Below are 12,728 nucleotides of genomic sequence, written 5' to 3'. Positions count from 1 at the left end.
TTTTGAAAATTTTCACTAATTTATCTAAATTTAAATCAAACAATAAAACTTTTGTTACCATTGGCTCGTTTGATGGGGTTCATATTGGGCATCAAAAAGTAATAAAAAAATTGGTAAAAAGCGCTAAAAATAACAACGCAACTTCTGCATTGTTAACTTTTTTTCCACATCCGCGTATGGTTTTACAAAAAGATTTAGATATTAAATTAATTAATACAATTGAAGAGCGCACAAAATTATTAGAAAACTTAGGTTTAGAAACCTTAGTAATTCACGAATTTTCAAAAGAATTTGCAAATCTTTCGGCATTAGAATTTGTGAAAAATATTTTAATAGATACCTTAAATATTTCTAGATTAGTAATTGGTTACGACCATCATTTTGGTAAAAATAGAGAAGGTAATTTTGAACAATTACAAGTGTATGGAAACGCTTATAGTTTTCAAGTAAAAAAAATAACGCAACAAGAAATTAGCGATATTACTGTTAGCTCAACAAAAATTAGAAAAGCTATTGAAAATGGAGAAATAGCAAAAGCTAATACCTACTTAGGATATAATTTTATGTTAACCGGTACGATTGTAAAAGGAAAAAGTTTAGGTGCAAAAATAGGATTTCCAACAGCTAATTTACATATTGCAGAAACTTATAAACTAGTTCCAAAAACCGGTGCATATATTGTAAAGTCTATAATTGGTGGTAAAGAAGTTTTTGGAATGATGAATATTGGTTATAGACCTACAGTTAGTGGTAAAAACCAAACTATAGAAACTCATTTTTTTAATTTCAATCAACAAATTTATGATGAAAAAATTCAGATTGAAGTATTGAAATTTTTAAGAGATGAACAAAAATTTGACTCAATTACTACATTAAAAAGTCAATTAGCAAAAGATAAAAAAACTTGTTTAGAATATATTTATAACAACTTTTAAAAAAAAATTAGTTTTATGAGAAATCTATTTATAGTATGTGCATTTTTAATGATTTCTTGTAAATCTAATTATACTGTGAACCAACAAATTAATCAAGAAGCCGCTATTTGTCCAAAAAATGGCATTTGTTCAATTGAATTAATTCCTAATAAAACTATAGTTTTTAAAACAGACAATATAGGTATTATGTACCCTGTAATTTCTGAAGGATCTAAAACAATTTTAAAATACACGTATAAAAAAAACAGTCATAAAAACCTACAAGATAGCAGTTATACCGAAATTATATACGCCGAATTTGATGCAAATATTTCTCCCATGGAATTGTCGAATGAAACACTACAAAACGTAAAATTATATTTTGGAAGACTGTGTTATTGTAAAGGTGAAACTGGTTATTTTCCTATAAAAAACGGAAAATTCAAACTTACTAAAGTAGATAAAAACTCATTTAAAATTGATCTTGATTTTACAATTTCTGAGGTCCCTCAAATAATTTCAAAAATTTCAGAAACTATTTCTTTAAAATCAAATTAAACTATTTGGTTTCTTTTATCAGCAATTTATTAAATTTGCCATTCAATAAAAGGAAAAAACAATGTTACAAGTTGCATTTATTAGAGAAAACACAGAAGCTGTTTTAAAAGGTTTAGAAAAAAGAAATTTAAAAAACGCTGCTGAATTGGTTGCACAAACCATTGCTGCTGATGAAAGTAGAAGATCAATTCAAACTGAATTGGATGCTGTATTGGCAGAATCTAATAAATTATCGAAAGATATTGGACAGTTATTTAAATCTGGTGAAAGACAAAAAGCTGAAGTTTTAAAGCAAAAAACGGTGCTTTTAAAAGAAAAATCTAAAAGCTTAACCGATAGCCTTCAAAATAAAGCAACAGAATTACAAGAATTGTTGTATTTAATTCCAAACATTCCAAACGAAATTGTACCTGCAGGTTCTTCAGAAGAACACAATTTAAATGTATTACAAGAAGGTGAAATTCCTGTATTACACGAAGGCGCATTACCACATTGGGAATTGGCAAAAAAATACGATATTATAGATTTTGAACTTGGAAATAAAATTGCTGGAGCTGGTTTTCCTGTTTACAAAGGTAAAGGAGCAAGATTACAACGCGCTTTAATCAATTATTTTTTAGATAAAAATACCGAAGCTGGATATAATGAAGTGCAAGTGCCACTTTTAGTAAATGAAGCTTCAGGGTTTGGGACTGGGCAATTGCCAGATAAAGAAGGGCAAATGTACCACGATGCACAAGATAATTTATATTTAATTCCTACGGCTGAAGTTCCAGTAACTAATATTTATAGAGATGTTATTTTAAAAGAAAGTGATTTTCCTATATTAAATACCGCATATACACCTTGTTTTAGACGCGAAGCTGGTTCATACGGAGCGCATGTACGTGGTTTAAATAGATTGCATCAATTTGATAAAATTGAAATAGTTAGAATTGAACATCCATCTAATTCATATAAAGCTTTAGATAGTATGGTTGCACACGTAAAAGGAATTTTAAACGAATTAAATTTACCTTTTAGAATTTTACGTTTATGTGGTGGAGATATTGGATTTACATCTGCATTAACTTACGATTTTGAAGTGTTTTCAACAGCTCAAGATCGTTGGTTAGAAGTAAGTTCTGTTTCTAATTTTGAAACATTTCAAGCAAATCGTTTAAAACTTCGTTTTAAAAATAGCGAAGGAAAAAGCGAATTAGCACACACTCTTAATGGTAGTTCTTTAGCATTACCACGCGTGTTAGCAGGTTTGTTAGAAAATTGCCAAACACCTGAGGGGATTAAAATCCCTAAGGTGCTAGTTCCATATTGTGGTTTTGAACTTATTAACTAAATTAGTTAACACTAACGGTTATCATTTTTTTGTATTTATTCATTTCAATTAAGGCATCAAAATAGTTGTTTATTTGTCCCTTTTTCATGAATATTAATGCTTTGTTTTTTGCTGTTTCGTATTGTCTTATTAATTCTTTCATAATAAAAAAATTTAGTTGTTTTATATGTTAAAGACAATTTTTGTGCCAAAATGTTACAGCCATATTTCTAAAATAGAAGGTAATTATAAAAATTTTAACACTTGTTTGGTTATATTTGAATGAATTTAAAATAAAAAATGCGTAAAATTTTAATCCTACTTATTTGTTGTTTTTCCTTGCAAATACATGCGCAAGAAGCTTCATTAGCATTTCTTTATCTTAGAAATGGTGAGTATGAAAAAGCTGCAGCAATTTATAAAACACTACACGAAAAAAATCCATTTAACAGTAGTTATTTAACCAATTTAATAGATAGTTACCAGCAACTAGAAAAATTTAACGAAGTACAATCTCTAATAAATAAACAATTAAAAAAACGCCCAGATCAACATTATTTATTTGTTGAATTAGGGTATAATTACCAATTACAATACAAACAAGACAGCGCTTCTTTTTTTTATGAAAAAGCAATAAACTCAATAGAAAAAACCAGAAATCAAGGGTATTTAATTGGTAGATCTTTTCAACAAAATCATTTGTTAGATTATGCACTAACCGCTTTTAAAAAAGCAATGGAAGTAAACCCCAATTCTAATTACAACTTACAAATTGCGGCCATTTATGGTGAAAAAGCCGATTTAGAAAATATGATTGATACCTATTTAAATTTGGTTGAAACTAACGAGAGTTACTTACCCACTTCAAAAACCTATATTGGAAAATATATAACCGATGATTCTGAAAATGAAGCTAATATTTTTCTAAGAAAATTATTAATTAAAAGGTTGCAAAACAATCCACAAAACAGTTGGAATCAATTATTAAGCTGGCTATACACCCAACAAAAAGAATATGGAAAGGCTTTTATTCAAGAAAAAGCATTATTTAAAAGAGATTCTAGTAGCTTAAAAGGAATTACCGATTTGGGTGAAATTGCCTTTGCAAATAAAGATTATACAGTTTCTAAAAATTGTTTTAATTATATAATAGAGCATACAAGTAATTTAGAAGACCAATTAAAAGCAAAATTGTATTTGTTGCAGATTTCTATTGAAACAGATAACGAAATTTCTGTTACAGATCAGCAATTTCAACAAATTTTTACAGAATATGGAAAAAACGAACATACTATTGCCGTACAATTAGTTTATGCTGAATTTTTAGCGTTTAAAAAAAACGAACCCAATAATGCAATTTCATTATTAAAAGAAGCCCTAAAACTTCCTATAAACAGATTTCAAAAAGGAAACATAAAAACTAAATTGGCCGATATTCTAGTCTTTACAAATAAGTTTAGTTCTGCTTTAATTTATTACACACAAGTTCAAAACGATTTAAAAAATAATAGTATTGGACAAACAGCACGCTTTAAAATTGCACAAACTTCCTATTTTAAAGGAGATTTTGAATGGGCACAATCACAATTAAAAGTATTAAAAAATTCAACATCACAATTAATAGCCAATGATGCATTAGATTTAAATTTATTAATTACAGATAACATTGTAAAAGACAGTTTAAAAATTGCTTTAAAAACATACGCAAAAGCCGATTTGTTGGCTTTTCAAAATAAAAACCAACAAGCAATAGATACATTACAAGTTATTTTAACCAATTTTAAAGGACATACTTTAGAAGATGAAGCCTTGTTTAAACAAGCAAAATTACTAGAAAAATTAGGTGAATTTATACGTGCCAAAAGTAATTATTTACAAATTATAGCACTTAATAACGAAGATATTTTAGCAGATGATGCAATTTATTATTTGGCAGAATTGTACTTAAATCAGTTAAATAATACTGAAAATGCTAAAGAATATTATCAAAGAATTATTTTTGAATATCCTTCAAGTATTTACTTAGTTGATGCCAGAAAAAAATACAGAAAATTGCGTGGAGATACACTTAATTGAATAGAAAGACAACATACAGATAAAAAAGAAGGTTAATACTTTACTAATGAGTATGACTAAATTAATTAGTTCTAAAGAAAACCTTTGTATCTTTGCTACTTTAAACCTATAAACTTTTTAACCCTTAAACCTTTAAACTAAAAAAAATGTATATATATAACGTTACAACAAATGTTGACGAGTCAGTTCATGAGCAATGGTTAAAATGGATGAAAGAAGTACATATACCAAATATGCTTTCTCTAGGGAAATTTACCAATGCAAAAATGATTCAAGTTATGGTAGATGAAGAAATGGGAGGCACAACATATGCTGTACAATATACAACAGATAGTCTTAAAACTCTTCAAGAATATTACCAAGAAGATGCTGAAAAATTAAGAACTGAAGCAATGCATTTATTTAAAGATAAAATTGTTGCTTTTAGAACCGAGTTAAAAGTTATTAGTGAACAATTTAGTATGAGTGTAAAAAACTAATTTATGAGTGTAAAAGCAAAAAAACACCTAGGCCAACATTTTTTAAAAGACGAACTAATTGCACAACAAATTGCCGATAGTTTAACCGAAAAAAGATATAAAAATGTATTAGAAATCGGTCCTGGAATGGGTGTTTTAACCAAATATTTGCTTAAAAAACCACTTAAAACCCATGTAATAGAAATAGACACAGAATCTGTAGAATACTTACAAGCTCATTATTTAAATTTAGCTGATAGAATTATTTCAAAAGATTTTTTAAAAATTAATATTGAAGACTATTTTGCAAAAGAACAAGTAGCAATAATTGGCAATTTCCCATACAATATTTCAACTCAAATTGTATTTAAAACACTAGAGAATCGTCATCAAATACCAGAATTTTCTGGCATGTTTCAAAAAGAAGTAGCCCAGAGAATTGCCGAAAAAGAAGGCAGTAAAGTTTACGGAATACTCTCTGTTTTAACACAAGCTTTTTACAATGTAGAATATTTATTTACCGTACCACCAACTGTTTTTAATCCACCGCCAAAAGTAGATTCTGGAGTTATTAGACTTATTAGAAAAGAAAATTACAACCTTCCTGTTGATGAAAAATTGTTTTTTAAAGTAGTAAAAACAGCCTTTCAACAACGTAGAAAAACACTTCGTAATAGTTTAAAAACACTTAATTTATCGGATAGTTTACGAGAAGATAGTATCTTTGGGCAACGTCCAGAACAATTATCGGTTCAAGAATTCATTAATCTTACTTCTAAAATAGAAAAAGATGTCAATTGAAATTACACAACAGTTCATAGAGGATATTCAAATATTAATTACTGAAAAAAACAATGAATCTTTATTGGTTTTATTGGAAGATTTCCATTATGCCGATATTGCAGAAGTTATTGAAGATTTATCTATAGAAGAAGCTATTTATTTAATTCGTCTTTTAGAAAGTGATGTTACTTCTGAAGTAATTGCAGAATTAGATGAAGATATTCGTGAAAAAATACTTAGCGAACTTTCTAGTAAAGAAATTGCTGAAGAAATTGACGAACTAGATACCGATGATGCCGCAGATATTATTTCAGAACTTTCTGAAGATCAGAAAGAAGAGGTAATTGCTCATTTAGAAGATATTAAACACGCCAAAGAAATTGTAGAACTTTTACGCTACGACGAAGATACAGCTGGTGGTTTAATGGCAAAAGAATTAGTAAAAGTTAACGAAAATTGGAATGTACTTACTTGTGTAAAAGAAATGCGTGCACAAGCCGAAGAAGTAACCAGAGTACATTCTATTTATGTTGTAGATGATGACAATAAACTTATAGGAAGACTTTCTTTAAAAGATTTATTAACCACCTCTACAAAAACTGCAATTAAAGATGTTTTAATAAAAAAAGTAGACTCTGTTAATGTAAATGACCAAGCCGAAGACGTAGCTAGAGTTATGCAAAAATACGATTTGGAGGCAATTCCTGTAGTAGATGAAATTGGACATTTAGTTGGTAGAATTACTATTGATGATATTGTAGATGTAATTAGAGAAGAAGCTGAAAAAGATTACCAATTAGCAGCAGGTATTTCTCAAGATGTTGAAGCAGATGATACCATTTGGGAACTTACTAAAGCGCGTTTACCTTGGTTAATTTTAGCATTGTTTGGTGGTTTTATTAGTGTTTCGGTATTGGGTGGCTTTGGAGATGCAATGAGACAATTTCCTGAACTATTTTTCTTTACACCATTAATTGCCGCAATGGCAGGTAATGTTGGTGTACAATCATCTGCAATTGTTGTGCAAGGTTTGGCAAACGATAGTTTAAGAGGTTCGCTTTGGAATAGGCTTGTTAAAGAAATATCACTTAGCTTATTAAATGGTTTAGTACTTGCCATATTATTAATGTCTGCAGGGATGTTTTTTCTTGGTTTTGACTTTAAAGTAGGACTAACAGTATCTATTTCGTTAGTTTCTGTTATTATTATTGCTTCAATTATAGGTACCTTTGTTCCAATTATTTTAGATAAAAGAAATATAGATCCTGCCTTAGCTACAGGTCCATTTATAACTACAAGTAACGATATTTTGGGGATTTTAATTTACTTTTTAATTGCAAAATTAATTTTAGGATTTTAAGTGGTTTTGACTTCTAATAATCTTTTTTAAATTAAATTTTACTAATTTAAAAATATGGATAATACCCTAAATCAAATTAAAAAAGCAGTTTACAGTAAATGTAATTTTAATATTTCTGATCTTAATTTAGATCCAGAAAGTAGGGCATATGATGCTTGTAGTTTTAAACTCAATGGAAAAATTATTATTAGTAGAAATGCTAAAATTACACCTAAAAAAGTTGGTCAATTTGTAACTTTTTGGAAACGGAATACAGACGGAATAATTGAACCTTTTAATGAAACCGACACAATAGATTTTTTTATTGTAAACGTGCGTACACAAAATGAATTTGGGCAATTTGTTTTTCCAAAATCTATACTGATTAAAAAAGGAATAATATCAACAGTAAACAAAGAAGGAAAGAGAGCATTTAGAGTGTATCCGAGTTGGGACGTTACAAAAAATAAACAAGCTCAATTATCTCAAAAATGGCAATTGAATTATTTCTATAAAATTAATGCATCAACCAATTTTAATGAGGTTTCTAAATTGTATAATAATAAATAACGGTGTGTAAAGTATAATCCAATATTAGAATTTAAACTTTTTAAACAAATCCCAAAGTACAACACCACAACTTACCGAAATATTTAAAGAGTGTTTGGTTCCAAATTGTGGAATTTCAATACAATAATTACTTGCAGAAACTACTGCTTGTTGCACTCCTTTTACTTCATTTCCCATAACAACAGCATATTTTTGGCTGGGTTCTAGCGTAAAATCTTGCAACATAGTACTGTCTTCAGCTTGTTCAATAGCTAAAATTTTAATCTTTTCATTTTTTAATTTCTCAACTAAAGTTAAGGTATCTTCAGCATATTCCCAAGCTACAGATTCCGTAGCTCCCAATGCAGTTTTATGAATTTCTTTATGAGGAGGTTGCGCTGTAATACCGCATAAATATATTTTTTCAATTAAAAAAGCATCACTTGTTCTAAAAACTGATCCAATATTATTTAAACTTCTAATATTATCTAGAATTACAATTAGTGGAATTTTTTCAGTTTTCTTAAAATCTTCAACATTTAATCTCCCAAGTTCACTGTTTTTTAGTTTTCTCATTATCTTGTTTTAATTAAGTGGGGTTTTAAATGTGTTTAAAAAATTGAAAATCCAAAAATTATAGAGAGACTTTTATAATATGCATCATTAGTCATCTTTTCTAAAAGATTTCTATTTGTATAGTATCTAATTTCTGCACTATATTTTTGGGTGCTATATCCCGCTCCTATTGCAAAATTGCTATTAGGGCTTGAAGTATTTATATCTTTACTAAATTCATAATCTAAATAAGAGCCAAAATTAAAATCAACAACCCAAGAAGTATTAATAAATAATTTTGAATTTTTATTTAAAAACATATAATGCCTAACGCCAATTGGTAATTCTATGGAGTTGTAATCAATTTTTACAGATTGTTTAGTTCCAAAACTAATTGTTGAGGTTTCTGATTTGAAATATTGATATGTTGGTTCAATTATAATAGCCCATTTATTTTTGTTAAAAGGTAAAATTAATTCATTCTCGACCCCTATTCTAAAGCCTATTTTATTATCAAAATCAGCATCTTTTACTTTAGTATAATCACCACGAAGTATAAGAGATGAAATATTTAAACCAGGTCTAATTGTTAAATGATATAAATCTTTTTTTTGTTTTGTATTATAATTAACAAATTCAGAATTAGAGCATTTATTGTATTTTATAAAAAAGTCTACTAATTTATTTGTTCTGTAATCAAGGTGTTCAGTATCTTTTATTGAAATGTTTTGGCACTTTAAATTTGCCCTAAGTTGATATATATAAGTGTTATTTTTAGCTATTTGACCACTAGAAGTTAAGTAACTTTTATAAATTAATTGTTCAATATTAATTGTATCAGTTTTATAAAAGTATCTTTTTAAATTCTTTTTTTCATAAAAAAATAAATCAGCGTTACCTTCTATTAATACTTTTAAAAAAAGTGTTTCTTTCTTATAAATTGGACTTCTATCTTGATTTAAACTGTTTATACTTCCATTAGACATATCTATGTCAACAGTATAACGTTTGTATTTTGCAATATTGTAAATTCCAAATTCTTTGACAAGTTCAATTGTTGCTTCTTTTTGGTTATCATTTTTTGATAATTTGTAATTAAAATGACTGGGGTTATTTTTCCAATCAATATTTTTAATGAAGCATTCTATTTTTTCACCAGAATTTTTAATAAAATACCCTTTTTTAAAAGAGATTTGTGAATAACTACTAAGGTAGAAGAGAGTAATTAAAATGAGCAGGAATTGTTTTTTCATATTCAATTTTATTTGTTTTTAGATATTAAAATACCCATAAGTAGAATCAAATTTTAAAGATATAAAACAATTATTGATTTATAATATACTTCTGTCCTAAAATTGAAATGAGTTTTGAATTAACTCGTTTTTAAATCATCAAATTTTTCAATCTTTCAATATAAAATGTAACTTCGCAAATCTAACTTAATTTCCTAAAAAATTGGCAGCAAAATCAAAAAAAGTCACACCATTAATGAAACAATACAATGCAATAAAGGTAAAATATCCTGATGCAATGTTATTATTTAGAGTGGGCGATTTTTACGAAACTTTTGGTGAAGATGCAAAAAAAGCAGCTCATGTTTTAGGAATTATTTTAACCAAACGTGGCGCAGGTAGTGAAACAGAAACTGCCTTAGCTGGTTTTCCACATCATTCTTTAAATACGTATTTGCCAAAACTGGTAAAAGCAGGAATGCGTGTTGCAATTTGCGATCAGTTAGAAGATCCAAAAATGACCAAAACCATTGTAAAACGCGGTGTTACAGAATTGGTAACCCCAGGAGTAGCTTTAAATGATGAAGTTTTACAATCTAAAACAAACAACTTTTTAGCAGCAGTTCATTTTGGAAAAAAACAACTAGGAATCTCTTTTTTAGATGTTTCTACAGGAGAATTTTTAACGGCACAAGGAACTCATGAATATATTGATAAATTACTTCAAAATTTCAATCCGAGTGAAGTATTGGTTCAAAAACAACATAAAAACAAATTTTTAGAACTGTTTGGAGATCGTTTTTACACATTTTATTTAGAAGATTGGATATTTCAATTGGAATATGCTTTAGAAACCTTAACCAATCATTTTAAAGTAAAAACATTAAAAGGCTTTGGTGTAGATGATTTAAAAGAAGGGGTTATTGCCGCAGGTTCAATCTTATATTATTTATCTGAAACACAACATAATAAATTAGAACACATTTCTGTAATTAATAGAATTTCAGAAGATAATTATGTGTGGATGGACCGATTTACAATTCGCAATTTAGAGTTGTACAATTCTACTTCGGTTAATGCTGTTACGCTGTTAGATGTTATTGATAAAACTATTTCGCCAATGGGTGGACGTTTGTTAAAACGCTGGCTGGCATTACCTTTAAAAGACATTAATCGTATTAAAAAACGTCACGATATTGTTAAATATTTTATAGATAACGATGACTTTTTAGAACTTTCAACCTATCAAATAAAACAAATTAGCGATATAGAACGCTTGGTTTCTAAAGTAGCAACTGGCAAAGTGAACCCGCGTGAAGTTGTTTTATTAAAAAATTCTCTAAATGCTATTATTCCTATTAAAGAAGCCGCTGAAAAAAGCGATAATGAATCGTTAAGAATTATTGGAGAACAATTACAAAATTGCAATACGCTTCGTGAAAAAATAGGCAAAACTTTAAACGAAGATGCACCTGTAAATATTAATAAAGGAAATGCAATTGCACAAGGTGTTTCAACTGAATTAGATGAGTTAAGAGCTATTTCAACTTCAGGAAAAGATTATTTAGATGCAATGTTAGCACGTGAAATTGAACGCACTGGAATTTCATCGTTAAAAATAGCTTTTAACAATGTTTTTGGCTACTATATTGAAGTTAGAAACTCGCATAAAGATAAAGTTCCAGAAGATTGGATTCGCAAGCAAACGTTGGTAAATGCCGAACGTTATATTACAGAAGAATTAAAAGAATACGAAACCAAAATATTAGGTGCAGAAGAAAAAATAGGAAAACTAGAAAACGAGCTATTTGCAGAGTTAATTAGTTATTTATTAGATTACATTCAACCAATACAATTAAACGCGCAATTGATAGCTCAAATTGACTGTTTACTGTCTTTTGCTGAACTTGCTAAGTACAATAATTATATTCGTCCACAAATTGATGAAAGCACCGATTTAGAAATAAAAAATGGCCGTCATCCTGTTATTGAAAAGCAATTACCTATTGGTGAAGAATATATTGCAAATGATGTTGTTTTAAACAGAAATATGCAACAAATTATTATGATTACCGGTCCTAATATGAGTGGTAAATCTGCAATTTTACGTCAAACAGCTCTTATTGTATTATTGGCTCAAATGGGAAGTTATGTTCCTGCACAAAATGCAAAAATTGGAATTGTTGACAAAATATTTACACGTGTTGGAGCAAGTGATAATATTTCTATGGGTGAATCTACTTTTATGGTAGAAATGAATGAAACCGCTAGTATTTTAAATAATATTTCTGAACGTAGTTTGGTTTTATTAGATGAAATTGGACGTGGAACAAGCACTTACGACGGAATTTCAATTGCTTGGGCAATTGCCGAATATTTACACGAACATCCTTCAAAAGCAAAAACATTATTTGCAACACATTATCACGAATTAAATGATATGACCAATACGTTTGAACGTGTTAAAAACTTTAATGTTTCAGTAAAAGAATTAAAAGACAAAGTTATTTTCTTACGTAAATTAGTACCTGGTGGAAGCGAACATAGTTTTGGTATTTATGTTGCAAAATTAGCTGGTATGCCAACTTCGGTTATTCATAGAGCAAGTAAAATGCTGAAACAATTAGAGAAAAATCATACAAATGATGATGTAAAAGATACTCTGAAAAATGCGCAGGAAGAAGAAATGCAATTGAGCTTTTTTCAACTAGACGATCCTCTTTTAGAAGACATAAAAGAAGAAATTTTATCAACAAATATTGATACACTTACACCAATTGAAGCATTGATGAAATTGAATGAAATTAAACGAATGTTGACTAAAAAGAAGTAATTAAATATATTAGTCACATCGTCAACCTGAACTTGTTTACTCACATTCATTTAATCAATTTTTTAAAGGAATTCGTGAATCATCGATTTTAGGTTCTCATAATGATAGGTATTTTG

The 12,728-nt window shown here is 28.4% G+C and carries 12 protein-coding genes; 9 read left to right on the top strand and 3 right to left on the bottom strand.

What is annotated here, in order from left to right; genetic code table 11:
* The first annotated feature begins 2 nt into the window (after positions 1 to 2).
* The 3 genes from MKD41_RS12655 to serS all read left to right on the top strand — a co-directional run bounded on the left by MKD41_RS12655 (position 3) and on the right by serS (position 2,808).
* Entirely contained in the window at positions 3 to 935 is a 933-nt protein-coding gene (locus MKD41_RS12655) for a bifunctional riboflavin kinase/FAD synthetase (RefSeq protein ID WP_240242656.1), read from the top strand.
* Between the two features lie 15 nt (positions 936 to 950).
* A complete protein-coding gene (locus MKD41_RS12650; RefSeq protein WP_240242655.1) occupies positions 951 to 1,472 on the top strand; it encodes a hypothetical protein in 522 nt (173 codons plus the stop codon).
* A 61-nt stretch (positions 1,473 to 1,533) separates the two neighbouring features.
* The gene (gene serS / locus MKD41_RS12645) at positions 1,534 to 2,808 is read left to right on the top strand and encodes a serine--tRNA ligase (RefSeq protein WP_240242654.1); all 1,275 of its coding nucleotides are present in this window, start codon (positions 1,534 to 1,536) and stop codon (positions 2,806 to 2,808) included.
* 1 nt (position 2,809) lies between these two features.
* On the opposite strand, the gene MKD41_RS12640 is transcribed toward serS, so the two are convergent.
* On the bottom strand, positions 2,810 to 2,950 hold the full coding sequence (locus MKD41_RS12640) for a hypothetical protein (RefSeq protein ID WP_240242653.1): 141 nt from the start codon (positions 2,948 to 2,950) through the stop codon (positions 2,810 to 2,812).
* A 137-nt stretch (positions 2,951 to 3,087) separates the two neighbouring features.
* Here MKD41_RS12640 and MKD41_RS12635 point away from each other — a divergent pair, with 137 nt between their 5' ends.
* The 5 genes from MKD41_RS12635 to MKD41_RS12615 all read left to right on the top strand — a co-directional run bounded on the left by MKD41_RS12635 (position 3,088) and on the right by MKD41_RS12615 (position 8,013).
* Positions 3,088 to 4,863: a tetratricopeptide repeat protein gene (locus tag MKD41_RS12635; RefSeq protein WP_240242652.1), complete on the top strand. Its 1,776-nt coding sequence runs from the start codon at positions 3,088 to 3,090 to the stop codon at positions 4,861 to 4,863.
* 146 nt (positions 4,864 to 5,009) lie between these two features.
* Positions 5,010 to 5,342 (top strand): DUF4286 family protein, encoded by a 333-nt coding sequence (locus tag MKD41_RS12630; protein ID WP_240242651.1) that lies wholly within the window; start codon positions 5,010 to 5,012, stop codon positions 5,340 to 5,342.
* Between the two features lie 3 nt (positions 5,343 to 5,345).
* Positions 5,346 to 6,122, top strand: a complete 777-nt coding sequence (gene rsmA, locus MKD41_RS12625) for a 16S rRNA (adenine(1518)-N(6)/adenine(1519)-N(6))-dimethyltransferase RsmA (RefSeq protein WP_240242650.1) — start codon at positions 5,346 to 5,348, stop codon at positions 6,120 to 6,122.
* Positions 6,112 to 7,464 (top strand): magnesium transporter, encoded by a 1,353-nt coding sequence (gene mgtE / locus MKD41_RS12620; RefSeq protein ID WP_240242649.1) that lies wholly within the window; start codon positions 6,112 to 6,114, stop codon positions 7,462 to 7,464. Before rsmA ends, mgtE begins: the two co-directional genes overlap by 11 nt.
* Before the next feature lie 54 nt (positions 7,465 to 7,518).
* On the top strand, positions 7,519 to 8,013 hold the full coding sequence (locus MKD41_RS12615; protein WP_240242648.1) for a MepB family protein: 495 nt from the start codon (positions 7,519 to 7,521) through the stop codon (positions 8,011 to 8,013).
* 24 nt (positions 8,014 to 8,037) lie between these two features.
* Here the strand turns inward: MKD41_RS12615 and MKD41_RS12610 are convergent, their stop codons facing one another.
* Together MKD41_RS12610 and MKD41_RS12605 are read right to left on the bottom strand one after the other, a co-directional pair.
* A complete protein-coding gene (locus tag MKD41_RS12610; protein ID WP_240242647.1) occupies positions 8,038 to 8,568 on the bottom strand; it encodes an RNA methyltransferase in 531 nt (176 codons plus the stop codon).
* 35 nt (positions 8,569 to 8,603) lie between these two features.
* Positions 8,604 to 9,800, bottom strand: a complete 1,197-nt coding sequence (locus tag MKD41_RS12605) for an outer membrane beta-barrel protein (protein ID WP_240242646.1) — start codon at positions 9,798 to 9,800, stop codon at positions 8,604 to 8,606.
* A 202-nt stretch (positions 9,801 to 10,002) separates the two neighbouring features.
* Between MKD41_RS12605 and mutS the strand changes: the two genes are divergently transcribed.
* Positions 10,003 to 12,612: a DNA mismatch repair protein MutS gene (gene mutS, locus MKD41_RS12600; RefSeq protein ID WP_240242645.1), complete on the top strand. Its 2,610-nt coding sequence runs from the start codon at positions 10,003 to 10,005 to the stop codon at positions 12,610 to 12,612.
* Positions 12,613 to 12,728: the final 116 nt, after the last annotated feature.

Source organism: Lutibacter sp. A64 (assembly GCF_022429565.1).
Taxonomy (GTDB): domain Bacteria; phylum Bacteroidota; class Bacteroidia; order Flavobacteriales; family Flavobacteriaceae; genus Lutibacter.
This window is presented reverse-complemented; position numbering and strand designations above follow the sequence as displayed.